This window comes from Mesorhizobium sophorae (genome assembly GCF_002270415.1).
Lineage (GTDB): Bacteria > Pseudomonadota > Alphaproteobacteria > Rhizobiales > Rhizobiaceae > Mesorhizobium > Mesorhizobium sophorae.
In genome coordinates this window covers 366,180-391,177 of sequence record NZ_NNRI01000021.1, presented here as the reverse complement: position 1 = coordinate 391,177, position 24,998 = coordinate 366,180, and the positions used below count along the sequence as shown (strand labels likewise).

Here is a 24,998-nt window from a genome sequence, read left to right as displayed (position 1 = left end):
TAATGAAATGTGATTCAATCGGCGCATGACTTCGAAGCCGGTTGATCTTCCCTCGGATCTTGCCAGCGCCTACGTGGCGCTGCTAGCCGAGCGTGAGGCGCTGCTGGCTGAACGCGAGTGGCCGTCGCGGATGCTGCCAACTGGCAGGCCGAAGCCGCCGACGCACAGGCTATGCTGTCCGACAACGAGGCGCTGATCGCGCATCTTGAGCTGCGCATCGAAAAGCTGAAACGCGAACTGTACGGGAAGCGCTCCGAGCGTACGGCGCGGCTGATCGAGCAGTTGGAATTGGAGCTCGAAGACCTTGTCACCTCGGCGACCGAGGATGAGCTTGCCGCGCAGGCCGCGGTGGCGAGGACGCAGAAGGTCCGCCCGTTCATCCGCAAGCGACCGGTGCGCAAGCCATGGCCGGATGACATCGAACACGAGCGCGTCGTCATCGATCCTCCGACTGCCTGCGCCTGCTGCGGCGGATCCCGGCTGTCCAAGCTGGGCGAGGACGTCAACAAGACGCTGGAGGAGATCCCGCGCCGCTTCAAGGTCATCGAAACGGTCCGGGAGAAGTTTACGTGCCGGGATTGCGAGGCGATCACCCAGCCGCCGGCGCCATTCCATGTCACGCCGCGCGGCTTCATCGGCCCGCAGTTGCTGGCGACCATCCTCTTCGACAAGTTCGGCATGCACATCCCGCTCAACCGGCAGAGCACGCGCTTCAAGTGCGAGGGGATCGACATGCCGATCTCGACGCTGGCCGATCAGGTTGGTCATGGAACCTTTGCCCTCATGCCGGTCTTCAAGCTGATCGAGGCTCATGTGTTCGCGGCCGAGCGCCTTCATGGTGACGACACGACCATCCGTGTCCTGGCAAAGAGCAAATGCAAGACGGGCCGTATCTGGACGTATGTGCGCCACGATCAGCCGTTCGGTGGCGCCGCGCCGCCGGCGGCGGTCTATTACGCTTCGAGCGACCGACGAGGTGAGCACCCACAAAAACATCTGGCCCGCTTCGGGGGCATTCTGCAGGTCGACTGTTATAGCGGCTTCAATCCGCTCTTCGATCCGAAGCGGAAAGAGCTGCCGATCACGCCCGCATTCTGTTTTGCGCATGCGCGCAGGGGATTCTTCGAACTGGCCGACGTCGAGAAAAATGCCCGCGAGGGCAGGAGGAATGGCAAACCGATCTCCCCGACGGCGCTGGAGGCGGTCAAGCGCATCGACGCGCTCTTCGACATCGAGCGCGACATCAACGGCAAGACAGCCCCTGAGCGGCGTGCCGTGCGGCAGGAAAAGAGTAAGCCACTCTTCGATGACATGCACGAGTGGTTGCTCCGCGAGCGCGATACCTTCTCGCGCTCTTCCGATGTCCTCAAGCCGATCAACTACATGCTCTCGCGCTGGGACGACTTTGCCCGCTTCATCGATGAAGGCAGAATCTGCCTGACCAACAATGCTGCAGAAAGGGCATTGAGAGGTGTGGCCCTGGGAAGGCGGGCGTGGACATTTGCCGGGAGCCGGCGCGGCGCCGACCGGGCTGCCGTCATGCTGACATCCATCACCACCTGCCGCCTGAACGATGTCGACCCAAAAGCCTGGCTCGCCGACGTCCTCGCACGCATCTCCGATCTGCCAAGTTCCCGCCTGCACGAACTGCTGCCCTGGGAATGAAAAAACTGCGCGACGCCGAGAAACCGGTCGGTCAGCAGACCGCCGCAGCCTGAACTGATCGCACCACCATAACGGCCACTACTGTCCCACGCGACGCTTCATTCCGCGGCCCTCAGCGTACGCATACCATCAAGAAGGCGCGATTTCAGACTCAATTCCCTTTGCAATCAGCAAATATTCGGTCTGAATCAGAGGAATAGACCTGGATCGGGCTTGTCACGTTATCTGAGATAGATCGGATTAAGGCCGCTGCTGCAGAATTCAGGCGAGCGTTCCGGTCACGGTCTTCCACGCCGCCATGGCCTGGATGCGGTGGAGGTGAATGGCTGCCGAGCGTTTGATGCGAGGTGGGACGAAGAGATTTCTGAGGGCAGAGAAGATCGAGACGAAACGTTGCAGCGATCCCGGTGATCGGAACCCCATGCATCATGCGCTCCCGCTTTCGCAACGCGCAATGATTCGGCGGTGACGCGCCTATCGCTCTCGGCACAGGCTAACACAGGGTGAAACACGTGGATTTTCGCGCGCATACTAAAACATTTGTTGCATCGTGGACAGCGTTGCGATACACTTCGTCTGGGATTTGGCGAGGCTCAAATTAAGGTCGACCTGGTTCCAATTCGGGTCTCGACTGTGGGTGTATGCCGCACTTAAGGTCGAGGTGAAACAAGATAGGGGAATCTCATATGAACAAGCTCTTCACGAAGGCGGCAGTTGCGGCCTCCATTGTTGTTATGTCTATAGCATCGTCTAGCATGGCCAACGCCGGCGAGACACTTGATCGCGTGCTCTCCACAAAGACGCTCACTGTGGCGGTCGGTACGGATTGGGGAACAATGGCTTTCTTAAACGACCAGCACGAACTTGATGGTTTCGATATTGACGTAGTCAAGGGCGTTGCGAAACACCTCGGCGTAGAAGTCAGCTTCGTAACGCCGGGCTGGGACGTCATTGTTGCTGGCAAATGGCAGGGGCGATGGGATCTTGCTATGGGTCAGATGACTCCAACCAAGGCCAGAGCCGAAAAATTTGACTTCGTGACGTATTTCTATTCGCGATCGATTGCCGTCGTTCACAAGGACAGCAAAGCGAAGAAGCTCTCTGATCTCAATGGCAAGGTGGTCGGCGCCGGGGCAGGTACGGTGGACGAAGAATATGCCAAACACGCGCTCGCAGCGGAATGGCTAGGCGCTAAGCCGGTCGAATACCAGTTCACACCTGGCGAGGTGAAGAGCTATCCCGTCGCCGATGTGTTGAATCAGGATCTTCGCTTGGGCGACGGCGTTCGCCTGGATGCGGTCGTCATGTCACAAGAAAGCTTTCCCAAAATGCTCGCGTCTGGCTACCCATTTAAGCAGATCGGCGGCCCACTATTCGCGGCCCCTGCAGCAATTGCAATAGAAAAGAATGACAAGGAATTTACTGAAACGGTCGCGGACGCCATCAAGAGTATGAGAGATGACGGCACTCTCTCCAAAATATCAATGAAGTGGTATGACGGGATTGATTTCACTTCAGAAAAATAACTATCCGGAAGAGCCGTGGCCCGGCTGGTCCGGGCTGCGATCACTCGTGTAGACTGACCGTCACGATATCAGCTGTAGACTTGGCAGAGCTTCGTTAGAACAGGTAGCGGTCCTTGGAATTCTTGAACTTGATGAAGGTCTTCCGCCCGATAGCCCGTGTCTTGTTCCCCCGCAATACAGGGCTACCGATCCGATTTACGACTTTACCGTCCTTTTGACGGCTGACGCTTGCGACCGTCGTCAGATCTGATTTGGAAGTGAATAGCCAACCGCATCAGAGGTAACGAAGCTAACGCGCAGGATTTTGAAGTATTGCAATTCCCCATCTCAGCTAAAATCAATCAATGTTGGTGCTAATAGTTAATTCGGATGGCTGCGCAAATGGGCTTCAATACAACTGGCAATTTAACTTTGCTGTTATCACGTGGATCTATCCGCCGCCACTAAGCAAACGATGAAGGTAGCTCCAATGAAGGTAAGTGAATACGTAGGGTACGATGCGACTGGTCTGGCCTCCCTTGTCGGTGCCGGTGAAGTGACTCCACAGGAACTGACCCGATTGGCCCGCCAAGCCCACGACGAGGTCAATCCGCGTGTCAACGCTGTAATTGAGTTCTACGAAGATGCCGAAACCGTTGCAGGCGCGGACGGTGGACCCTTCCACGGTGTGCCGTTCCTTCGCAAGGATGTGGGGGAGACCGAAGCTGGCCGCCTTCAGGAAAAAGGTAGCCGTCTGTTCAAAGGCCATCGTTCCAATACCGACAGCTATTTTTTTCGTCGCGCGCGGGAGGCGGGGCTTCGGACTCTGGGAAGAACGACAACATCGGAGCTTGGAAGCGCCGTAATGAGCGAATCCGTTCTCAATGGCATAACCGGCAATCCATGGAATCTGGAACGCACAGCGGGCGGCTCCTCAGGAGGATCCGCGGCGGCAGTGTCCGCCGGGATTACTCCAGTTGCATCCGGTGGCGACGGCGGGGGGTCAATTCGCATCCCGGCGTCCTGGTGTGGTCTTGTCGGATTGGTTCCGTCCCGCGGACGCATCTCCGGCGGCCCAGACAATCAGGACGCATCGTTTGGTCGCAGCCGCGCGTTCGTTCTCTGTCGGACTGTACGCGATATGGCCGCCGCGCTGGACGTGTTTTCAGGGCCTCATCCGGGCGATCCATTCATCATCGTCCAGCCGAAGCGCTCCTATGTGGAAGAGCTCTCACAGCCTACCGGTCGTCTGCGGGTTGGGGTCGCTAGAACCCGCTGGGGCGCGGTCGACCTCGATCCCGAAGTGCTACATGCGGTCGAAACGACTGCGATGCTTCTCCAGGAAATGGGCCACTCGATAGCGGAGATCGACCCGCCATATGAGCCCGTCGAGTACAGCAGAATAACTTTTGCCCAGCGCAAGATTTCCGCGACTTCACTTGAAGTAGCGGCGCGTGCAATGGGTCGCACCATTAGCGCCGACACCTTGGAACCAGCCAACCTCAAGCGCTATGAATTTGGCCGAGACTTGCCGCTTTCTCAATCGGGGGAAGAACTACAAGAGGCCCTTAGGAAACTACGGTTCCGTGTAGGCGAGGCGATAAATGCCTTCGACATTCTGCTGACCCCAACTTTGCCAACGGTGGCCCTGCCGCATGGCGGTATCTATTGTGCCACTAACCCGACGCTTTCTGCCGAGGGAATCACCGAAGCGGACACTGCGATCTGTCAATTTACTGGTTTATTCAATGTCACTGGGCAACCTGCGGTATCCTTGCCTTTATCGCAAAGCTCTAGCGGCCTACCCATTGGCATTCAAGTCGTCGGCCGCTTCGGCGACGAGGCCACGCTTGTGCGTTTGGCACGCGATCTGGAGGAAGCCAGACCGTGGAAACAGCGGCAACCGACAGTTCGTGCCGGCAGCAACTAACAGTCAGGGCAGATGTAAGCTGCCAGCCGTGGCCGTGGAAATGAGGCAACCAAGGTTGCAATTTAATCTTCGGTTGCCTCCTGTAATTGACCACCGGATGAGAGAAATGTCGTTCTGCGTGCCGGCACCTTATACTAAAGGATCTGCCGGCTGACTGGATGAAGCGACGGGGGTGACGATCCGCTCGCTCCTGTGCGGCATCACCGGCGACGATCTCGTCAATCGGACCGGCCATGTGATCTACAAGACGGCTAATACCAACGGTCAATTTGATTGACCGACGTGAGCCCATTCGCGCATTCCGATTGATGTGATGGTGTTTGGTCGTTCGATGAGCTCGCGCCAGGCCCCGCACGCGGCGTCGATGATGGCGTCGTAGCCTTCGAAGACGCGATTTGAGAGCCAGTTCTGGCGCAGATACTGCCAGACGTTCTCGACGGGGTTCAGCTCCGGCGCGCGGGGCGGCAGGAAGATTAGCGTGATGTTCTTGGGCACTTTCAGTTTGGCGGTGGTGGCCAGCCGGCGCGGTCGAGCAGCAGAACGGCATGAGCGCGCCTGGCAACATGGCGGCTGATCTCGTCGAGATGAAGTTGCATGGCCTCCGTGTCGGCGAAGGGCAGCGCCAGCCCGGCTGCTATGCCACGCGCCGGGCAGATGGCGCCGAACAGATAGGCGCTCTTGTAGCGCTGGTCGGCCGGCTGACGGGGCCGCGTGCCGCGCCTGGCCCATTGCCGCACGATGCCATTCTTCTGGCCGATGCGGGCTTCGTCCTGGAACCAGATCTCGACCGGCTTACCTTTGGGCAGGTCGGCCAGATGGGCGCTCAGCGTGCGCGGGAAGTTTTTTATACGCCTCGACGATCTCGCCGTCCTGGCCCGGATGAAGTGGCCGGGCGCTGATATGGGAGAAGCCGAGCTGCTTCAAAACCGTTCCGACGTAGCGCTCGTGATAGTCGACGCCGAAGCGTTCCTTGATGAGCCTCTGGAGATCAATGCGCCGCCAGCGCACGACGCCGTCGACGGCCCGGTCCGGCCCGGTCTCGACGATCCGTGCCAGTTCGGCCTTCTGCGACACCGACAGGCGCGGCTCCGGCCCGCCGTTCCAGGCGTCCTCGAGGCCGTCTGGACCAGCGTCGTTGAAACGGTGAACCCAATCCCGCAGGGTCTGCCGGTCCATGCCGCCGACCCGGGCCGCATCCTCACGGCTCATCCCGTCGAGAACCGCTGCCAACGACAGCAGCCGACGGCTCTGCTTGCTATCCTTCGAACTCTTGGCCAGCCGCCGCAACTCGGCTGCCGAATAGTCCGTCCGCATCTTGATCGCTGATCCCATGGCGCGAATCCTCCTCGCCCCAATGGAATCACGGTTCCGCTCACTCCGGTATCCCAAGAGAGTCAGCCGTCAGATCCTTTAGTATAACACCGAACTGCTCGGCTGGATCGTCGAGCGAGTGAGTAACCGGTCGCTTCGCAGCTGGCTTATCGAGATCGTAGAGGGGGCGGGCTTTGAGGGCTCCTTCCATATCACCTGCGAGCGCGAGGGTGTACCTGTACTTGGGGGCGGTGCCTCCCTGTCCGCCCGTGATCTCGCGCGCTTCGGCCTACTATTCGCGCGCAGGGGTGTAGGCGTTGACGGACGCCGTGTCGCTGATGCCGCCTTCATCGAAGAGACACGCCGCGATCCCGGACCTCGTTGGCCAAAGCCGCGCGAGGGGATGTACTATAGCCGCCAGACGACGACGAACGGCACCTGGATCGGCCACGGTGGTTATGGTGGGCAATACCTGCTCACTAACCCCGACACCGGCATCGCGGTGGTCTTTATGGCCGTGTTCGAAAACGAGAGCGGTGACAGAGCGGATCTTTATCCCCCTCTAATCAACATGATGGCCGAAGTCGCAACGGCTGACTCAACCGGTCCCGGATCTACCGTTATTGGAACTTAGATAGCGCATCGGAGCAGGCCGTGAAAGCTAGCCCGTCTTATTCATGAGCGCGATTGCGCGTTTGCCGCCAGCGAGCCGGCGCGGATGGTTGAGGCGTCTTTTTCACCGCGGCTTGGGCTGGACTTGTTGAACGCGCTGGAGGGTAGAGATGTGGGGTTCGGCGGGGGCATTCGATATGCCCCGGCGCTCATGGTGCTGCCGGCTGCAGCGTGATGGCGATCGCGCGGAACAAGCTGTCTTCGGGACAGGCTGCGGCGAAGGCCAGGCGGATGCGCGAGACGGTTTCGGTGACGCGGGCGCCGAGCTTAAGGAGCCTGAGCCGCAAAGTGGCGAACTCGGCTTTGCTGAGCTGGTGGGTTTTGGGCACCGCGTCACGCAGCGTGAGCATCAGCCAGTATGCGGCAGTGTGCAGGACGAGGCGCACCTGATTGGCAATTGGTGAGCGGCAGGAGGTGCGGTCCGAGGCAAGCTGGCTCTTGTGCATCTTGATCAGATTCTCGGCCTGGCCGCGGGGGCAATAGACCACGTCGTAGATGTGCTGGGCCGAGCCGTTGGCGAGGTTGGTGACGACGAAGCGGATGTCGAGGCCGAGCTTGGTCGCCTCGATGCGGGCGCAGGCGCGGCGATGCATCTTCCAGGATTTCGCTTTGTATCGGGTCTCGGTGTAGCCGCGCAGCGCCGGCTTGTGCTCGAGCGCTCGGCGGGTACGGATATCATCGGCGACTTCATCGACGAGACGCTGGAGAACCTTGTTGCCGGGCAGACCGAAGACGTAGTCGACCGCATTATCCTCGCACCAGGCCATGACCTGCGCCCGCCCATAGTGGCTGTCACCGCGGATCAGAATGCGGGTTCTCGGCCAGCGGGCGCGGATCATCCGGACAAGCCGGCGCAGATGACCGCGGATCTCTTTGCCCGTCGGCGTCTTTCCCGGACGCAGGATCATGGCGACCGGCCGCCCTGTCGCGGCGTCGTAAATGTGGATCGGCAAGAAGCAGCGCTCGTCGTAATGAGCATTGAAGAGCGACAGCTGCTGATGGCCGTGAACGGCATCGAGCGTGTCATCGATGTCGAGCGTCACGCTTTTGGGCGGCGCGACATAGCTCGACAGCCACAGATCCACCAGTACCCGGCCCAGCCGGATGACAGTGCGCAGGTCCGGCAGGTTCTCCAGCCGCGAACACGTCGGCTGCGAGCACAGGTCATTCCCACTGTCGGGCAGCTGACCACAGGCGAGCTTGGCGTCCTCATAACCGCAGGCGATGGCGAAGATGCGGGCGCGCAGGATGTCAGCCATGGCGTGCGTCACGCGCGCTGGATCGCGCGGATCCTGGATCGCAGCGGCAAGCCTGTCAGCCAGGTGCAGCCGCCGCTCGGCCGCGGCCAGCAGCATCACGCCGCCATCCGAGGTGATGCGTCCGCCGTCAAACGCAGCTGTGATCTTCTTGCGTCCAACGGCTGGAAACGAGAACGGCAGCAACGTATCGTCGGTCATGGCGGGTGTGGCTCGCAAGATGTGGGCGACAGGAATGGCTTCAGCACCAAAATCCTACGCCACATCAATCGCTTAAGCTACATCCGCCAGCCCCTCAGACGGGTCGTCGTGCATAAGACGGGCTAGTGGCCAGAACATCGATCCACTCTTCTTAAGCGAAACCCCACTGTGAGACCGGTAATTTCTTCTGTGGTTGCCGCCTGTGATGCAAGAAGTTTCTGATCCTATGGGTGGTGATCGAGTGCGGTCTTCTGTCAGGCCTTTAAATGCGGCGCTTTCAGAAGCCGCTGGCCGGTATGGTGATCTGCGGATCAGGTCCAAATCTTTCAAACGAGCTCAGATGCTCAAGAGACTGCACTGGTTTTCCTGATCCAGATCTGTTCGATCATTTTGCCCATTCGGGACGTCGCCTTTTTGTCTCCCCGTTACCGGCGTCAGCCTTGCGCAGCCTGTTGATCAAGCTACTGTGGCTGCTGCCGGAACCCGGTAATCCTCCTGCTTTGTCAGCATGGTCCAAATTGTCCGGGCCATCTTGTTAGCCCGCTTGATGCACGGCGATCGGCTTTCGGCGGCCTGCATCGGCGATCTGGCCGCCCTCGGAGTGCATTTTGACAAGCCTCGTCGGGCGCCGGCGATGATCCGTCGTGATGGAAGGCGGGGGTTTGCGGGTTGAGGTCGGCGGGTTTGTTTCGGGACGTCTGCGTCCCATCGTTTATGTCGCGAGTTGCGGGATGCGACTGAGGACGATGCGCAGGATGCGCTGGTCGGGGCAGGACGTCGGCAGGTGCAGGCGGATCTGGGTTTTCATCTCGACCACGCGGGCGGCGATCTTGATGAGGCGCAATCGCAGCGTGTCGAATTGGGCGACGGCAAGCTCGAGCGTTTCGGCATCGCGGCGCGCAAGCCCCACATCAACCAGTAGGCGCCGGCATGCAGGAATAGCCGGAACTGGTTGGCCGTCGCTCTTGTGCAGGAGGTGCGGTCGGCGGCGAGATGCGTCTTCCACGACTTGATGTGGTTCTCGGCAGCGCCGCGCCGGCAGTAGACATCCTCGTAGAGCGCCTTGGCCTTGCCACTTGCAAGGTTGGTGACGATGAAGCGGGTATCGGCACCTTGGGCGCCGACCTCGACGCGGGCGATGATGCGCTCTACGCGGCTCCAACTGGCGGCGCCGTCAAAAAACTCCTTGAAGCGGCGGACCGTAAGCGATGCACCAAGGCACCTGCCCAAAATCGTCTTGTGGCTCGTCTATGGTAGGTCGCTCGTTGGCCGACGCGCCGGCGCCGATCACTGATGGTAGTGGGTGACGTAGTGGAGTTCGCGGAGGGCAGGGATGACGAGGGCGATGTCTTTGTAGGCCTCGTGCTCGATGAACTGCGCGGTCTCGGGCCCCGGCCTGGGCTTGCCGAGAACGGGCCTGCCCTTTTTGTCGACGCAGTAGATCAGGATCGGCAGCAGCAGGCCGTGGTTGGGGTTGTCGAGGTCGAGTAGCCGTTTCCAGCGTTTGATGTTGAGATTCATGGCCGTGTGGAAGCCCTGGCACCACGGCCGGGGGTCGATGCCGCCGCTGGGCTTGGTGGCGAACCGGGGCGCATAATCCTGCGGTCTGTCGAAGAGCGTCTCGTTGATCCGGTTGTGGATCCTGGCGAGGCTGGCGAACACGGCGCGATCGGTTGCAGAGCCTTTGGCCAGGACGTCGCGCGGCAACCCCATGAGCGGGCACATCCAGTCTTGCGGGTCCGCGAACCGCGGTCCGGTTACCGCCGCCGTTACGAAGCCATCCAGCGCCGACATGGTCCGCACCAACGGGCGGGGGCGGTCTTGGCGGCCATCCAGGCCTCGAAGCTGCCCAGACCCTGCTGACGCGGGTGAAGAAATGGTCCTGGTTGAAAGCCTGGGCGATGAATGTCGCCAAACGGCGTGGCTTGCAGAAGGCCATTGTCGCCCTGGCCCGCCGCCTGGCGGTGATCATGCACCGGATGTGGAGCGACGGCACGCAGTTCCGTTGGACTAGGGAGAGCAACTCGCCAGTGGCCGCCTAATGGCCCACGTTACGTAGACCATCAAGGAGACGAAGAGTTCCACCAACTGGTGGAAGACGTCCTTCGCGGGACAGGCTTGTGCCGATTGCATCACCGCGATCAGGACGCCCAACAGATTGTTCCACTCATTCTTCTAATCCCATCCTGAGAGGGCCGAGGTGTCGATCCCGAAGAGAAGCGAGGCCCCGCGAAGACGTTGATGCCAGCAAATGTGGAAGAGCTCGAATGTGCTTGACCTCAACTCGCCGAATAGAGAAGCCTGCTAAACATCTAAGCTTCGTTAGTGGTCAGTTTCTCATTTCGCCCGACGAACTTGAAACGCGCAACGCTGCACCGGCCGTCGACACTGACGGGCACCTCGCCCTCGATGGTCGCGCGACGAACGACGCGGCGCTGGTCGCCGAAATCCTTGGTCGCACAATGCATCGTGGCTCGGTTGTCCCAGACAGCGACATCACCCTGCTTCCACTTCCAACGCACGGTGTTTTCCTGCGCGGTAATATGAGACTCAAATAGATCGAATAGCCTCAGGCTGTCATATTTCGAGACGCCAACAAATCCTTCTACATAAGAGCCTAGCACCAGTGTGCGCTCACCCGTCTCGGGGTGGACGCGTACCACGGGATGCTCGGTCTCGATCCTCGTTCCGGTAATGGCCTCGGCATAACGCCTATAATGAGCTCCGGGCCAGCTGTGAACAGCCCAGAGGTCGTCCGCAAGCCGTTGCAGCGGCAGCGGCAAATCGCGATATGCGGTCGCCGTGTTTGACCACACCGTGTCACCGCCGGCTTGTGGGATCACTACGCCTCGCAGCACCGAAATCTTGGGATAGGCATCCATGCAGGACCAATCGACATGCCAAATGTCGGCTCCGATATCTCTGCGTGAATCAATCTCGAAAATCGGCATCGTTCCCTCCGGATATGGCGAAGGCTTCCCGAAACGAAGAGCAAAGCGCTCCTGCTCGGCGTCGTCGAGATGACCCTGGTCGCGGAAGAAGATGACCTTGTGCTTAAGCACCAGGCCGTTTATCGCAGCGATAGCCTGGTCCGGCAAATCGGCCCACAGCTTGATGTTCCTGATTTCAGCCCCGATGCGCGCTGTGCATTTAACGACATCGCTACGTGGAATGAAATTATCGATCAAGTCCATTTCACTCATAGTAAAATTCTCCTTTTTCGATGCAAGCTATTCAACTGTTGAAACAACGCATTAGTGGCGTTGTAACATATATAGTCCAACGTACAATTCTTATATCCAGTGTCGGAAGCTCTGGTCTTACAGAATGTTACTCTTGGCTCCGAAAAGCGGTTCAAAGTTCTGGATCAGTGACACTCTTCCGATGTTGCACGACAAGTCTCCGACTGCCGCGGGAATTGATCATCCGGACTAATTGTTTTCCGAAGAAGCGCGCCAACCGGTGCTTTGCAGGCACTTCCAAATTCTGTGTTCTTTATCCTTTGATCTGGCATCACGGCCACGGGCTCTCGCGGGATCTAACTCGATCGTTATGGCTTGGCAGACTGTTGTCTCCTGGTCGTTGGTGGGTAGTATTACGGTGTCTCCATTTGCACCGCACCCTACCACTCCTAGTGGGTTGATCTCACGCGGGCGAGATCAGCGCGACGTCTCGACTGATGTCATGGCGCTGAAACAGCCGATGCGGACTGGAACGGGTGAGACGTGGGATCGTGGCCTGGAGCGCGTAGAGGCAATCATCGAAGCAGCAGCAGGTATGCCTGCGGAAGGCGACGACCAGTGCTTCCTCTTCCTTTGAGAGCCACTGCCAAGCGCACATCCTTCGGATCCATCGGCGTGTCGATGACGAATTCGCGCTTCTTCCACTTCGTCACTTCGTCACCGTCTTGGGGTTTATGACGTAGCGTTCGCACAATTCCTGGATGGAAGCTTTCGATCGCTATGTCGCTTTGAAAACCACGCCGTCACAGCTGCTTGGGCCGCGGTACGCGCGCTCCTCCGCATTACGGGGACCTCGTGATTAGGAAGGCGCAGAAGAACGATGATCGGGACGCTGAAGCCATCGCCGAAGCCGCGAGACGTCCGACGATGCGAGTTGTCGAGCTGACTACGGCGGAGCAGCTGGACATCCAGTCGCTGCATCGGGCTCGTTCGAGGCTGGTGGGCACGCGCACGACGCTGACCAACCAGTTGCACGCCATTCTGCTGGAGCGCGGCACGACTATCGCACAGGGACGCCGCAAGCTTAAGCAAGGAGGCATTGCTCGTCGATCCGGACTTCATGGCCGGCCGCATCCGCCGCCTGCTTGGGGAGATGCGGGAGGAATGGCTTGATCTCGACCGCCGTATCGAGGCTTTGGATTGGGAATTCGTCGAACTGGCCCGCAACGATGCAGCCGCTGACGTCGATCCCCGGTATCGGTGTTCTCAATGCCACCGCTCTCGTCGCCGCTGTAGGGGAAGGCACGTCCTTCGCAAGAACCCGTGATCTCGGCGCATGGCTGGGGCTCGTGTCCGGCAACATACCACCGGCGGCAAACCCAGACTGCTCGGCATCTCCAAGTGGGGCAACAAATACCTACGCACGCTGCTAATCCATGGGGTAAGGGCGGCCTTGCCGTCGCTGGCCCGAAGCCGGATTAGGCGCGTTATCTTGGCGACCGCAATCAGCCGACACGCCGTAAACGTTGATGCAGACCAACCGCCATCAGAAATAAACCCCTTGCCGACGGGCGGGCCATACGTTTTTGAATGTCCAGCCGTGGCCCGAATCCAGGCGCTCAAGGCGCTGCGGCTGATCCGCACCGACTGCTCGGCGACGAGCCGCTCCACATCTCGTTCAGCGTGATGTTTTTGCGCTCCTCGATCAGCCCGACGATGAAGGCTTCATGCGCATCGAGGCTGGAGGCGCGGCGGCGGCCCTGCAGGCGTGGCGCCAGTTCGCCGATCTTCGCCCGCGCAATCCAGCGGATCGCGCTGGACACTCCCGCGCCGAACCGCGCCGCACGCCGACATGCCCTCGTCCTAAGCCTTCAAGACCCGCGACCGAAGATCCCCGCTCAATGCTGTTCCCATCGTCCACCTCCATCGAGGTGGATGTTGAATCTGGAGAAGCTATGGAGTGAGCGGCGACGGCATGGCACCATCGTCGTTTGATAGAAGCGATAGAGGTGTCCCATGACCCAGGTTGACGATCTGAGCCGTTCGCTCGTCCCGTTTGATCAAAATAGCAGCGTAATCGTCGTTGTTGAAATGAGTGAATCGAGTTGGTTGGCGGCGGGACAGGTTCCCGGCATTGAACGCTTGCCTCTGAAAAAGTTGGAGCCTGATCCTATTGCTTTGCTGCGGCTGGTGGAGCGGTGGCGTGACGAGGCGGTCAAGGTGGGCAATGCAATCGAACGGATTGCGCTGGCCTTCGAGGCCGGGCGCGATGGGTTCTGGCTGGCGCGGTGGCTGGAGAGGCGCGGCATCGAGGTGCACGTCGTCCATTCGACTAGCGTCGCGGTGTCGCGCGAGCATCGTCGGGCGAAGACCGATCGGTTGGACACGGCGATGCTGATGCGCGTCTTCCTGGGCTGGCTACGCGGCGAGCGTGGGCATTGCGGGATGGTCGCAGTTCCGACGCTCGAGGAAGAGGATGCCAGGCGTCCAAGCCGTGAGCGGGAAAGTCTGGTCAGCGAGCGCACACGGATCATCAACCGCATGAAGGCGATCCTGGCGTGGCTCGGGATCCGCAGCTTCAATCCCAAATTGCGAAAGGCAGTACAGCGCCTTGACGGGCTGCGGACACCGGACGGTCTGCCACTGCTACCCAATACGATCGATGAGCTCCGGCGCGACATGGCCCGGCTCGCCATGGTCTGCGAGCAAATCAAAGCGATCGAGAAGGCCCGCCTTGCGCGTCTCGAACAGGAGCCGGCGGCGGGGCCGCACGCGATGGTGCGTCTCATCGCCAGCATTATCGGCATCGGCATCGAGACAGCAGACATGCTGGCTCAGGAGGTGCTCTCCCGCAATCTTCGCGACCGGCGGGCTGTGGCGCGCTATGCCGGCCTGACCGGCGCGCCCGACGAAAGTGGCTCTAAGCGGCGCCAGAAGGGACTGGCGAAGGCAGGTAACGCCCGCGTCCGTCGCGGCCTGATCCAGCTTGCTTGGCGCTTTCTGCGGTTTCAGAAGGATAGCGCTCTGGCCCAATGGTACCGGGCGCGAACGGAAGGTCCGACCGCCGCACGCAAAACGAAGATGATCGTAGCGCTCGCCCGCAAGTTGCTCATAGCCTTGTGGCGTCTGAGCACGGTGGGTGAGATACCGGATGGGGTCATGCTTCGGCAGCCAGCGTGAACAGGACTGCGAGAAAACCGAACAAGCAACTCGGCGTCCGGTCGGATTTTGCTGACAGGCCGTCGATGATCCGAGGTGGTGGTGACCCGAACAGAAACCTGGCTCCGATGGCCGTCTGGAGAATGGGCCCGCCGCCTCGGAGCCTTGCCGCCGAAGCGAATGACTTGTAGGGCCGCATAGTTGAGATGATCCGAGGGGAACCCGCCTCGCGCGCAACACATGCGCCGCGACCTTGTATTCGGTTGGATCCATACTGGATCCGGACCATGAAGCAGACTTCCATGTCGTCTTCACGCTGCCGGCGGAGCTCGCCGCCATCGCCTTCCAGAACAAGGCGGCGGCCTACACGATCCTGTTCAAGGCGGCGGCCGAGACGCTGCGCACGATCGCTGCCGATCCCAAACACCTCGGCGCCGAGATCGGCCTCATCGCGGTGCTGCATAGCTGGGGTCAGAACCTGCACTATCATCCCCACCTCCATTGCATCGTGCCGGGCGGCGGCATCTCTCTCGATGGAACGCACTGGGTCGCCTGCCGGACCGGCTTCTTTCTGCCCGTGCGCGTGCTGTCGCGTCTGTTCCGCCGCCTCTTTCTGCAGGAGTTGCGGGCGGCCTTCGACGCGGGCATCCTCAAGTTCTTCGGCGATCTCGCCGGCTTGGCCGAGCCAGCCGCTTTCACCCGCTTGTTGGCCAGGGTGCGCCGCCTCGACTGGGTGGTCTACGCCAAGCCGCCGTTCGGCGGGCCAGAGCAGGTGTTGGCCTATCTCGGCCGCTACACCCGTCGCCATCGCCAATTCTCGGCTGATCAGCATGACCGACGATCAGGTCGCGTTCCACTGGAGGGATTATCGTCACCGCGGCAAGACGAAGGTCATGACGCTCCACGCGCACGACGAGTTCATCCGCCGCTTCCTTCTGCATACGCTGCCGGACGGCTTCCATCGCATCCGCCACTACGGCTTCCTCGCCAACGGCCATCGCGCCGCCAGGCTCGACCTGTGCCGCAGGCTGCTGGCCAGCCCGCGGCAGGACGATCTCGAACCGGAGGCCGAAAGCGCCGCTGTCGCCGCCGAGCGCCTTGCGGCAACGCATCGCTGCCCATGCTGCGGAGGGCCAATGGTCACGCTCGCCATCTGGCGGTGCGGACAAGCGCCGCCGAGCCCCTTCTGGAGAGACACCTCATGATCATGCCGAGCACGTCCAAATCACCCGGTTCGACATCCGTCGCCATGCGCGCCGGCACGTCGACCTTTGATCTGCCGCACAAGGTCGCGAGCGTCCAAGTCGGCGATGGGGAGCGCCGCAGCCACCTTTCGCGGCAATCGCCATCAAGCTCCGCCTTCCACCGTACCATTCTTCGCTGGGGTCGAACCGCAAACCCCCTTCATCAGCCTGGCGAAGACAATCGCGACCGCCTCTACAGGCCACAATCCCCATAGCGCCAGTCCTGCCCGCGGCTTCGTTCAATCCGGCTTACAGTGAGGTCCGACTCGAGCCCGCAGGCCTCGCCTGTGCCCACGGACCTCACAGAAGCCTTGTATGGGGATTTGTTTGTCAAGCCATCGCGACTGCCCATTTCGTTATTTCTTCCGTTTCAACCAGTTGATTGAGGCGGCCTGTTGGTAGGGAACCGGCAGAAGCTCGTCCTGCCGGGCGGCAAGCCAGTCCCGGCAGGCTTGCCCCTGGCATTTGGGGCAATGCCGGTTGCGGCAGGAATTGTAGGCCACGCGGATCGCCCCGCAGGACGAACAACCTTCGACATGGCCGCCCAGTTCGGCGGTCCGGCACAGTCCGATCGCGCTCATCGTGCGACGCTCGACGCGCCCGAGATGGCCGTCATGGACCCGCCGATACACCTCGCCATGGCGGCGGAAGATATCCGCCACCTCCAGTCTCGCCGACATGGGCGGACCGGTCAGCCCGTCGGCACGACCTCGATGTTCAGCCGGTCGAGCGGGCTCGTCGTGCGCCGGATGAGACCGTTCGAGACCCTGGTGTAGCGCGCCGTGCTCGACAGATTGTTGTGGCCGAGCAGAACCTGGATGATGCGAATGTCGGTGCCGTTCTCCAGGAGATGGGTGGCGAAGCTGTGCCGGAGCGTGTGCACCGTCACGCGCTTGTCGATGCCGGCGGCGGCACGCGCCGAGCGGCAGGCCGAATACAGCACCTGCACGTCAATGGGACGATTTGCGTCCCGGCCGGGAAACAGCCAGACCTGCGGCTTCGCCAGCCGCCAGTAGACCCGCAGGATGCGCAGGAGCTGCGTCGACAGCATCACGGTGCGGTCCTTGCCACCCTTGCCGTGCTCGACCCGGATGACGCCGCGTTCGCTGTCAATGTCGCCGACCTTCAGCCCGACGGTCTCCGAGGCACGAAGGCCAGCAGCGTAGGCTGTCGTCAGCGCCGTGCGCGTCTTCAGGCTCGGCACCGCCTCAAGGAAGCGGACAACCTCGTCGGCGCTGAGAACCACCGGCAGCGTGCGTGGCGAGCGGGCATACGTGATCCGCTCCGGGATCTCGGCATGGCCCAACATCACGCCGTAGAAGAACCGCAGCGCACACACCGTCTGGTTCAACGCCGGCCACGAAATCCCGCTCGCCACCAGATGCACCTGGAAGGCGCGAACATCCTCCAGGCCAAGCCGGTCGGGGGAGCGGCCAAAGTAGCGCGAAAACTTCGCTACCGCATGCACGTAGGATCGTTGCGTGGCCTGCGACAGATTGCGGATCGTCATGTCCTCGATCATGCGCCGGCGAAGAGGGCTCAGTTCGGCCATCTCTCATCTCCTGTTCTCAAGATTGCGCTTCAACAGCCGCAATCCTTCAAAACAGAAGCCTCATCCGCAAACCGAACCACCAAATGCCGCGCCAGCGGCTTCGTTCAATCCTGAATCTCAACAAGCCTTAGACTAGAAATGCAACATATGTTGCGCATGCAATAACGTTGCGCTAAGGAGGTGTCATGGTTGACGGACCTCTTTCGGAACGATTGGTCGCCGGCTTCGACACAATGTCGGAGCAGTTCCAACTGGCGGCGCGCTATATTATCGACCAACCGCATGACGTCGCACTGTTGTCCATGCGCGACCAAGCGCGTGTGGCCGGGGTCCAGCCGGCAACCATGACGCGACTGGCCAAACATCTTGGCCTCACAGGTTACGACGAGCTTCGCGACATTTATGCTGAGGCCGTTCGCAGCGGCGACGTCGGATTCGCCGGAAAGGCCGACGTACAAGCGATCGCTCAAAAGCGCAAAGGAGACCATGGCCTTGCGCGCGAAATTCTCCGAGCACAAGCGGCCGAGATTGTCCATTTGGCTGAGACTCAACTTGATGCAATCGTATCAACGGCAAGGCGCCTTGCATCCGCCCAGTGCGTCTTCTGCGTGGGATTGAGGTCGAGCCACGCAACTGCTTGGCATCTGCATTACATCTTGTCGATGATCAAGGAAAAGTCGGTCGTGCTCGATGCGATCGGCGGCACCGGTTCAGATTCGTTGGCCCGCGCCTCCCGCAATGACGTGCTCTTCGCGACTAGTGTGTTCCCGTACACGCGCGTCACGGTTGAGATCGCTAAACATGCGCATCAACATCGCATACCGATAGTCGCCATTACCGACAGCGAGGTTGCTCCGCTCGCTCGTATTGCCGACGATGTCGTTCTTGTCCAGACGAGGAGTCCCTCGTTCCTTCACTCGATGACACCTGCGTTCGCGGTCGCTGAAGTGCTAGGCGCATTGGTCGCCGGACAGGGTGCGGAGGCCGCGCGTGAATCTCTACTCCGGTTCGATGCTCATCTTGCGGATTTCAGCACACACTTGAAATCGAGAGTTTGGACCCGAAAGCTCCGCTCATCCCAGTCGACCTCTTCGACCGCATCGAAACGCAAAGGGAGCGTTCCAAATCGGGACTGATCTCGATGCGTCTGTAGGCTGCAACCGATTTTGTCGGCCTCTACCCAAGACGGCCGGGCGATGGAGGCGCTCTGCTCGCATCCGAGGCGCAAGTTGTTCGTATTGTCACTGTTGGCGGCCTTTATGTTGGCCAAGCTCCGACGGAAGAATTCCGCGACAAAGCAGACATTGGCGACGACCTTCGGCCGCTGCGCGTCGCAGAAGGCGGAACTGGCACGGATCGTCGAGACGGGGCCGGACCTAGCCGTCGACGGCGTCGTGCGCTGGCGGCGCATCGATCTCCAGAAGCTCATCAAGGAGCGCTATGTCGGGACGCTTCTGCGGCAGCTCGGTTTCTCCCATGTCAGTGCCCGGCCACGTCATCCGGGCCAGGACGGCGAGATCGTCGAGGCGTATAAAAAAACTTCCCGCGCACGCTGAGCGCCCATCTGGCCGAACTGCCCAAAGGCAAGCCGGTCGAGATCTGGTTTCAGATGCTATGAGCACGGATATCGTCGAGAGTGGCGGGTGTCCGACCTCACTCGAAGGAAGCCATCATTTCCTCGAATACCATCGACCTGGAGAACATCATCACCATCGCAATCGAGCTCGGCCGATCAGAATGGCTCGTCCCCTCCCGCTTGCCGGGAGGTATCCATCCGGCGTGTCGCGCCTTGTTCGGGTGATGAACGAGTGGTCTTAAGCGTGCTCTTATGAGCGCACTTAGGAGCAGTTGATGGGTCAGATCACGTTGCTCACAGGCCCCGAACGTCGGCGGCGGTGGAACGAGGAGGAACGGCGCCAGATTTTGGAGGAGGCGTTTTCGCCCGGAGCCTGTGTGACGCAGGTGGCGCAGCGGCATGACGTTTCGACGGCGCTGATCTACACATGGCGTCGCAAGCTGTGCGAACACGTCCCGGACCCGTGCCTTACAGAGGTGGTGGTTGTGGATGAAGACGTCGGCCATCCACTGGAGCACCGGCCGGCTATTGTCGTGGAGCTGGTAAAGGGCGGCCGGGTGAGCATCTTCGCGGGAGCGACGCCCACGCTGGTTACGGCAGTGGTAAAGGCACTGCGGTGATCCCGTCGGGCGCGCGGGTGTGGCTGTCGATGGGCCACACCGATAAGAGGCATTGGACTAACCCGCTCCGCCACGGCGGAGCGGCAAGGGGGTGTACGCCGACGGCGCGGTCTTGATGGCGTCCTCTGTCGTGCCGGTCAGGCGTTCAATAGGAGCTCCAACTGCGCGAGCATGGGGTGGCTGCTTGCAGCCCATTCCATCGGACAAAGGAGCTTGTCATGACCCAACTTCGGCAACGCATGAGCGAGGACATGCAGGTGCGCAACTTCGCGCTCAACACCCAGCTCTCCTATCTGCAACAGGTGTCGCTGTTCGCCCGCCACTTCGGCAAGTCGCCGGACGTGCTCGGGCGCGAGGACATTCGGACCTATCAGGTCTATCTGACCAACGAGAAGAAGCTGGCGTCCGGTTCGATCCACACCGCCATCGCTGCGCTGCGCTTTCTCTACAGTGTGACGCTCGAAAGGGACTGGGCGCCTGAAGGGGTCCTCCCGTTCCCCAAGAAGCCGCAGAAGCTGCCGGTCATCCTCAGCCCCGAGGAAGTTCAGCAATTCCTCGGCTGCGTCCTCAACGTCAAACACCACGCCATCCTGACCACCTGCTATGCCGCCGGCTTGCGCATCTCGGAGGCGGTTCAGCTGAAGACCACGGACATCGACAGCCAGAGAATGGTCATCCGCGTCGAGCAGGGCAAAGGCCAGAAGGACCGCTACGTGATGTTGTCGCCCAAGCTGCTGGAGATCCTGCGCAGCTATTGGAAGGTGCGCCGGCCAGAGGCGTGGCTCTTCCCCGGCGATCGTGCCGGCCAGCCGATCACCAGGGATGCGGTGGGACAAGCCTGCGCGAAAGCGCGCGACCTCTCCCGCTTGCCCAAACCGGTCACGCCGCACAGTCTGCGGCACGCCTTTGCCATCCATCTATTGGAGGCCGGCGCCGACGTGCGCACCATTCAACTGCTGCTCGGTCACCGCAGCCTCGCGACCACCGCCCATTACCTGCGGATTGCCACCAACAAGGTCTGCGCCACGTCGAGCCCGTACGAGCTCTTACCGCGTCCGGCCCCCACCCCGCCGCCGCCGGCCAAGCCTCAGTACTTCTGAGCTCAAGCCGATGGCCCGCTCGGGGCCGGAGGTGGCGGATATATTCCGCCGCTATGGCGAAGCCTATCGCGTGCAGCATGACGCGTCGCTCAGCACCGCGCAGCGTCGCGTCATGACGGCGATCGAACTCTGCCGCACCGCCGCGCTCGGCGGGCATATCGAGCAGTGCGATCAATGCGGCCACCAGCGCATCGCCTTCAACAGCTGCCGCGACAGACATTGTCCCCGCTGCCAATCGCTGGCCCGCGCGCAATGGCTGGAGGACCGTCGCGCCGAGCTTCTCGACACCCAGTACTTCCACGTCGTCTTCACGCTGCCGGGTGACATTGCCGCCATCGCCTATCAGAACAAGGCGCTCGTCTACGGTCTGCTCTTCCGCGCCACCGCCGAGACACTGCGCACCATTGCCGCCGATCCCAAACACCTGGGTGCCGAGATCGGCTTCTTCGCCGTGCTGCACACCTGGGGCCAGAACTTGCTGCACCATCCCCACCTGCACTGCGTCGTCCCAGGCGGTGGCCTTTCTGCCGACGGCACGCGATGGATTGCCTGCAAACCCGGCTTCTTCCTGCCGGTCCGGGTGCTCTCACGCCTGTTCCGACGCTTGTTTCTGGAGCACCTGGAGAAAGCCTTCGCGGCCGGCCAGTTGAAGTTCTTCTCTAGCTTGCAGGCCCTGAGCGAGCGCGACGCCTTCCGGCGCTATCTGGCGCCCCTTCGAAAGGCCGAGTGGGTGATCTACGCCAAGCCGCCCTTCGCCGGACCCGAACAGGTCCTCGACTACGTCGGCCGCTACACCCACCGCGTCGCCATCTCCAACAACCGCCTCGTCGCCATCGAGGATGGCGCCGTTCGTTTCCGCTGGAAGGACTATCGGCACGGCAATCGGCAAAAGGTCATGACCGTCTCGGCCGACGAGTTCATGCGCCGCTTCCTGCTGCATGTCCTGCCCGACGGCTTCCATCGCATCCGCTATTACGGCTTCCTCGGCAATCGCCATCGCGCGCAAAAGCTCGCCCACTGCCGCGACCTGCTCGGCATGCCGGCTCCAGAGGCATCGAACAGCTGCTCGGCGAAGGACTACCGCGACCGCTACGAGGACCTTACCGGGCATTCCCTCCGGCAATGCCCGGCCTGTCATCAGGGGCAGATGATCATCATCGAAACGTTCGACGGCGTCACCGGACCCCCGCCATACCGGGATACATCATGAAAGAAGCGCTCAGCTTTCGTCGTCACCGTATCGCCCGGGCCGTTCGGCCGCGAAACCGAGCCGGTCCCGCGAAGGTGCGCGCCGTCACCCCCGGCAGCCTCTCCCGGCAGGGCGCGGCGCCGGTCCTCACCTTGCCGCAACCGATATCCGTGCCGCTTTCGGCGCACCGACCCCTGCAATCGCCGCGTCCACGACCGCATCCGCGCCCACGCCATGCCGGTTCATGGGCACGGCCTCAATTGAACGCCCATAGCGGCCACCTGTGCCGGCGGCTTAGTCCAACACGTTTTTAGCTCACCGTCGCGATCCACCACAGCGCGCTCTCGCCAGCCGCCTTTCTGCGCGACGCCAAGCTAAAAACGCTCTGCAATATGTGGCGCGCCACATATCCGTTCGGTGGTGATCTCTACGTTTTCCGCGGACGCGCCGGATCGCTGGTAAAGATCATCTGGCATGACGGGATCGGCATGTCGCTTTATGCCAACTAACTGGCTTCATACTACAGCCCTTTCCTTGAGATCGGAGCATTTTGAGGAGTTGAGTCGGCGGATGGCTTCTGCCCGATGGGCGAGCTGGTTCCATCGGCTGCACTGCTTGGCTGGGACGTGCGGTCCTGGCAGCTCATAGAGGCCGATATAGCCGTTGTAGGCATGTCTTTTCACGATGTCGTATTTCGCCCATCTGACCAGGGTACATTCGGTGATCCCGAGTTTTGCGCAGGCTTCTGCTTTTGTCAGCATTCCCCGCTCGCGCAGCCGGTCGTAGCGCGAGCGCAGACCATATTGCTTGACAAGATAGATGACGCGCAAGTCGGTGAACTGGGCGTCAGCCTTGCCGCGCCGCGCTGAGCCGCCGGGACGGATTCCCCTTGCATTCAGGATGTCAGCGATTTCAGCGCAGATATGATCGTCGAGAAGCTTGTCGACCAATTCGACCACCTCGGGCCGGGTCCTTACCTGCTGTGCGGAGGATTTCGGGTTCTGAGTGGTCAATGTTTCGGTCCTTCCGCCTCTGAAGCGGATGTGGATCCGGGTCTCTCCCTCGGCCTGGAACTTGAGCAATGTGACGTCTTCGACAAGATAGGCAAGGAGTCGCTTGCGTTCTCGGTTCGGCAAGGTGGGGTCGCACCAGACCGTTTTGAAGTCGGCCGTCATGGCGATCAATCGATCACGGATTGCATCGTCGAGTGTCGCTCGGTCTTCGCGTAGAGCGCGCGCTCTTTCTTCTCGTAGATCAGCCAGCATGCGCAGTTTGTCGTTCCATTCGCGTTCAAGGGTGTCGGCAACCAGGCGGTTGTTCGGATCGACCAGCATAAACCGCCGCTGTGCAAGATCGGCATCGATTTGGGCGCGTTCGACGGCGCGGAGCCGGAGTTTGTCCGCTTCGTCATAGCGCGCTTCGATCTCTTTTCGGATCTCCAGAGCTAATTCCACGGCGGCGGGCGTCATTTCCGCGGCGATCAGTTCACCGATCGCCGCGTCGACGGGCCAGCCTGCGATCGACTGGCAGTGAGGCTCACCCCGAGAGACGTAGGCGCGGCTGCAGACGTACCAAGTGTCCACCTGACCGCGCCGGGTGACGTAACGGGCCCTCATGTGGCAGCCACACCGCCCGCATATGACGCGCCCCTGCAACAAAGCCGCGCCTTCGCGCGGTGGCGAGACCCGCGCGGTCTGGTAGCCTTGGCCATTGGCCTCGAGCGCCTTCAGGTTGTGCTGGAACTGCTCCCAACTGATATAGCCGGGATGGGCGTCCGGGATGCATGCGAGCCATTCATTGGGCTCACGTTTACGGACCTGTTTCTTTCCGTCGACGGTCCTGCGGTAAAGACGCTGGCCATAGGCATAGACGCCCGCGAAGCGAGGATTGTGCAGCGTGCGTAAGGCTGTCGATGTGGTCAGGGGTTGGAAGACCACCCGCTTGCTGTTGCGGAACCGGGATGGGAAGAGCAGACCTTCGCTGGCAAACGCCTTGACGGTCTGCGTAGCCGACCCGACCCGCGAGAACGTCTCGAAGAAGTGGGTGATCATCTCCCGGATCTGAGCGTCTGGATCGAGGACCACATCGCCAACCTCATTATAGATGAAGCCGGTCGGAAGGGGGCAACGATATTCACCGCGGCGTGCTTTGTTGAGAATGCCACCACGCAACCGGGCTTTGATAACGTGCAACTCGGCCTCGCTCATCGTGCCCTTGAGGCCCAGCAGAAGCCGGTCATTGAAGTTGGCCGGGTCGTACACGCCATCTTCGTCGAGGATGAGTGTGTCGGCCAAAGCGCAGATCTCCAGCAGCCGATGCCAGTCCGCATTGTTTCTGGCGAGGCGGGATACTTCCAGCCCCATGACGATCCCCGCGCGCCCCATGCCGACATCGGACACCAAGTGCTGGAAGCCTTCGCGCCACGCCGCTGAAGCGCCGGATTCGCCCTGGTCGCTGTCGATGACGGTGATCTGGTCGTCGCGCCATCCAAGCCCGATCGCGCGACCACGAAGATCGTATTGACGCTTGGTGCTTTCGACGTTCTCCATGACCTGTCGCATCGATGACTGTCGGATGTAGAGGTAGGCGCCACGCTCGAGATGATGCGATTGGACCTTGAGCTTTTCGTTCATGCTGTTCTCCGTTCAGGGGCCGCCATCACGATGGTGGCGAGCAAGTGGATGATTGTGCGTCGCTCGGACGTTTCGTCTGCGATCGGCAGCCTGGCGACTGGCGGCAAAGCCGCGGGTGGGGACCAGCCCGGCATACGCAAGATCGCGCTAACCCAGGCCCACATGCCGCGATGCAGAAGGATGGTAAGACCGCTGCGTGCCTC

General features: G+C 61.1%; 14 protein-coding genes and 11 pseudogenes. 14 read left to right on the top strand and 11 right to left on the bottom strand.

Going from position 1 to position 24,998, the window contains the following annotated elements; translation table 11 throughout:
• The first annotated feature begins 25 nt into the window (after window positions 1-25).
• Window positions 26-1,718: pseudogene (gene tnpC / locus CGZ66_RS30105) on the top strand (IS66 family transposase).
• A 208-nt stretch (window positions 1,719-1,926) separates the two neighbouring features.
• Here tnpC and CGZ66_RS30100 read toward each other — a convergent pair.
• Window positions 1,927-2,125, bottom strand: a pseudogene (locus CGZ66_RS30100) (IS6 family transposase); the annotation flags it as partial.
• 226 nt (window positions 2,126-2,351) lie between these two features.
• Here CGZ66_RS30100 and CGZ66_RS30095 point away from each other — a divergent pair.
• Together CGZ66_RS30095 and CGZ66_RS30090 are read left to right on the top strand one after the other, a co-directional pair.
• Window positions 2,352-3,191 carry a transporter substrate-binding domain-containing protein gene (locus CGZ66_RS30095; protein WP_095090398.1) on the top strand — a complete coding sequence of 280 codons (840 nt, stop codon included), beginning with the start codon at window positions 2,352-2,354 and terminating at the stop codon, window positions 3,189-3,191.
• 469 nt (window positions 3,192-3,660) lie between these two features.
• Entirely contained in the window at window positions 3,661-5,100 is a 1,440-nt protein-coding gene (locus tag CGZ66_RS30090; protein ID WP_095090539.1) for an amidase, read from the top strand.
• 264 nt (window positions 5,101-5,364) lie between these two features.
• Here the strand turns inward: CGZ66_RS30090 and CGZ66_RS30085 are convergent.
• A pseudogene (locus tag CGZ66_RS30085) lies at window positions 5,365-6,432 on the bottom strand (IS630 family transposase).
• Window positions 6,433-6,550: 118 nt separating this feature from the next.
• Between CGZ66_RS30085 and CGZ66_RS30080 the strand changes: the two are divergent.
• Entirely contained in the window at window positions 6,551-7,045 is a 495-nt protein-coding gene (locus CGZ66_RS30080) for a serine hydrolase (RefSeq protein ID WP_167392301.1), read from the top strand.
• Between the two features lie 187 nt (window positions 7,046-7,232).
• Here the strand turns inward: CGZ66_RS30080 and CGZ66_RS30075 are convergent, their stop codons facing one another.
• From CGZ66_RS30075 to CGZ66_RS30065, 3 genes and pseudogenes are all read right to left on the bottom strand, one after another.
• Window positions 7,233-8,540 carry an IS1380 family transposase gene (locus CGZ66_RS30075; protein ID WP_095090396.1) on the bottom strand — a complete coding sequence of 436 codons (1,308 nt, stop codon included), beginning with the start codon at window positions 8,538-8,540 and terminating at the stop codon, window positions 7,233-7,235.
• A gap of 712 nt (window positions 8,541-9,252) precedes the next feature.
• Window positions 9,253-9,740 (bottom strand): annotated as a pseudogene (locus CGZ66_RS30070) (transposase); the annotation flags it as partial.
• Between the two features lie 87 nt (window positions 9,741-9,827).
• On the bottom strand, window positions 9,828-10,334 hold the full coding sequence (locus CGZ66_RS30065; RefSeq protein WP_245331299.1) for a UPF0149 family protein: 507 nt from the start codon (window positions 10,332-10,334) through the stop codon (window positions 9,828-9,830).
• A 47-nt stretch (window positions 10,335-10,381) separates the two neighbouring features.
• Here CGZ66_RS30065 and CGZ66_RS41080 point away from each other — a divergent pair.
• Window positions 10,382-10,582 (top strand): annotated as a pseudogene (locus CGZ66_RS41080) (IS110 family RNA-guided transposase); the annotation flags it as partial.
• A gap of 270 nt (window positions 10,583-10,852) precedes the next feature.
• Here the strand turns inward: CGZ66_RS41080 and CGZ66_RS30055 are convergent.
• Both CGZ66_RS30055 and CGZ66_RS41075 read right to left on the bottom strand, forming a co-directional pair.
• A complete protein-coding gene (locus CGZ66_RS30055) occupies window positions 10,853-11,743 on the bottom strand; it encodes a TauD/TfdA dioxygenase family protein (RefSeq protein ID WP_095090395.1) in 891 nt (296 codons plus the stop codon).
• A gap of 469 nt (window positions 11,744-12,212) precedes the next feature.
• Window positions 12,213-12,476 (bottom strand): annotated as a pseudogene (locus CGZ66_RS41075) (IS481 family transposase); the annotation flags it as partial.
• A gap of 110 nt (window positions 12,477-12,586) precedes the next feature.
• Here CGZ66_RS41075 and CGZ66_RS41850 point away from each other — a divergent pair.
• Window positions 12,587-13,193 (top strand): annotated as a pseudogene (locus tag CGZ66_RS41850) (IS110 family RNA-guided transposase); the annotation flags it as partial.
• 117 nt (window positions 13,194-13,310) lie between these two features.
• Here CGZ66_RS41850 and CGZ66_RS30040 read toward each other — a convergent pair.
• Window positions 13,311-13,636, bottom strand: a pseudogene (locus CGZ66_RS30040) (IS630 family transposase); the annotation flags it as partial.
• Window positions 13,637-13,738: 102 nt separating this feature from the next.
• Between CGZ66_RS30040 and CGZ66_RS30035 the strand changes: the two are divergent.
• A complete protein-coding gene (locus CGZ66_RS30035) occupies window positions 13,739-14,902 on the top strand; it encodes an IS110 family RNA-guided transposase (RefSeq protein ID WP_095090393.1) in 1,164 nt (387 codons plus the stop codon).
• A gap of 277 nt (window positions 14,903-15,179) precedes the next feature.
• A pseudogene (locus tag CGZ66_RS30030) lies at window positions 15,180-16,086 on the top strand (IS91 family transposase); the annotation flags it as partial.
• Window positions 16,087-16,523: 437 nt separating this feature from the next.
• Here CGZ66_RS30030 and CGZ66_RS30025 read toward each other — a convergent pair.
• A pseudogene (locus CGZ66_RS30025) lies at window positions 16,524-16,805 on the bottom strand (transposase zinc-binding domain-containing protein); the annotation flags it as partial.
• An 11-nt stretch (window positions 16,806-16,816) separates the two neighbouring features.
• A complete protein-coding gene (locus tag CGZ66_RS30020; protein WP_095090392.1) occupies window positions 16,817-17,677 on the bottom strand; it encodes a tyrosine-type recombinase/integrase in 861 nt (286 codons plus the stop codon).
• A gap of 185 nt (window positions 17,678-17,862) precedes the next feature.
• On the opposite strand from CGZ66_RS30020, the gene CGZ66_RS30015 reads away from it, so the two are divergent.
• The 6 genes and pseudogenes from CGZ66_RS30015 (at window position 17,863) to tnpB (ending at window position 22,671) form a co-directional block, all read left to right on the top strand.
• Complete coding sequence (locus CGZ66_RS30015; protein ID WP_095090391.1) at window positions 17,863-18,813, top strand: MurR/RpiR family transcriptional regulator; 951 nt, start codon at window positions 17,863-17,865, stop codon at window positions 18,811-18,813.
• A gap of 195 nt (window positions 18,814-19,008) precedes the next feature.
• A pseudogene (locus CGZ66_RS41055) lies at window positions 19,009-19,286 on the top strand (helix-turn-helix domain-containing protein); the annotation flags it as partial.
• A gap of 242 nt (window positions 19,287-19,528) precedes the next feature.
• Entirely contained in the window at window positions 19,529-19,873 is a 345-nt protein-coding gene (gene tnpA, locus CGZ66_RS30005; RefSeq protein WP_095090389.1) for an IS66-like element accessory protein TnpA, read from the top strand.
• Between the two features lie 218 nt (window positions 19,874-20,091).
• A complete protein-coding gene (locus tag CGZ66_RS30000; RefSeq protein ID WP_095090388.1) occupies window positions 20,092-20,973 on the top strand; it encodes a tyrosine-type recombinase/integrase in 882 nt (293 codons plus the stop codon).
• 10 nt (window positions 20,974-20,983) lie between these two features.
• Entirely contained in the window at window positions 20,984-22,183 is a 1,200-nt protein-coding gene (locus CGZ66_RS29995; protein ID WP_095090387.1) for an IS91 family transposase, read from the top strand.
• A 371-nt stretch (window positions 22,184-22,554) separates the two neighbouring features.
• Window positions 22,555-22,671, top strand: a complete 117-nt coding sequence (gene tnpB, locus CGZ66_RS41845) for an IS66 family insertion sequence element accessory protein TnpB (protein WP_095090386.1) — start codon at window positions 22,555-22,557, stop codon at window positions 22,669-22,671.
• A gap of 6 nt (window positions 22,672-22,677) precedes the next feature.
• Here tnpB and CGZ66_RS29985 read toward each other — a convergent pair whose 3' ends face one another.
• Window positions 22,678-24,795 (bottom strand): recombinase family protein, encoded by a 2,118-nt coding sequence (locus CGZ66_RS29985; RefSeq protein ID WP_095090385.1) that lies wholly within the window; start codon window positions 24,793-24,795, stop codon window positions 22,678-22,680.
• Window positions 24,796-24,998 lie beyond the last annotated feature (203 nt).

What these genes read in the sequence shown, in the direction of transcription:
- CGZ66_RS30095 (WP_095090398.1), top strand. Translation starts at nt 2,352, where the DNA reads ATGAACAAGCTCTTCACGAAGGCGGCAGTTGCGGCCTCCATTGTTGTT.
- CGZ66_RS30090 (WP_095090539.1), top strand. Translation starts at nt 3,661, where the DNA reads ATGAAGGTAAGTGAATACGTAGGGTACGATGCGACTGGTCTGGCCTCC.
- CGZ66_RS30075 (WP_095090396.1), bottom strand. Translation starts at nt 8,540, where the DNA reads ATGACCGACGATACGTTGCTGCCGTTCTCGTTTCCAGCCGTTGGACGC.
- CGZ66_RS30065 (WP_245331299.1), bottom strand. Translation starts at nt 10,334, where the DNA reads ATGTCGGCGCTGGATGGCTTCGTAACGGCGGCGGTAACCGGACCGCGG.
- CGZ66_RS30055 (WP_095090395.1), bottom strand. Translation starts at nt 11,743, where the DNA reads ATGAGTGAAATGGACTTGATCGATAATTTCATTCCACGTAGCGATGTC.
- CGZ66_RS30035 (WP_095090393.1), top strand. Translation starts at nt 13,739, where the DNA reads ATGACCCAGGTTGACGATCTGAGCCGTTCGCTCGTCCCGTTTGATCAA.
- CGZ66_RS30020 (WP_095090392.1), bottom strand. Translation starts at nt 17,677, where the DNA reads ATGGCCGAACTGAGCCCTCTTCGCCGGCGCATGATCGAGGACATGACG.
- CGZ66_RS30015 (WP_095090391.1), top strand. Translation starts at nt 17,863, where the DNA reads ATGGTTGACGGACCTCTTTCGGAACGATTGGTCGCCGGCTTCGACACA.
- tnpA (WP_095090389.1), top strand. Translation starts at nt 19,529, where the DNA reads ATGGGTCAGATCACGTTGCTCACAGGCCCCGAACGTCGGCGGCGGTGG.
- CGZ66_RS30000 (WP_095090388.1), top strand. Translation starts at nt 20,092, where the DNA reads ATGACCCAACTTCGGCAACGCATGAGCGAGGACATGCAGGTGCGCAAC.
- CGZ66_RS29995 (WP_095090387.1), top strand. Translation starts at nt 20,984, where the DNA reads ATGGCCCGCTCGGGGCCGGAGGTGGCGGATATATTCCGCCGCTATGGC.
- tnpB (WP_095090386.1), top strand. Translation starts at nt 22,555, where the DNA reads ATGTGGCGCGCCACATATCCGTTCGGTGGTGATCTCTACGTTTTCCGC.
- CGZ66_RS29985 (WP_095090385.1), bottom strand. Translation starts at nt 24,795, where the DNA reads ATGAACGAAAAGCTCAAGGTCCAATCGCATCATCTCGAGCGTGGCGCC.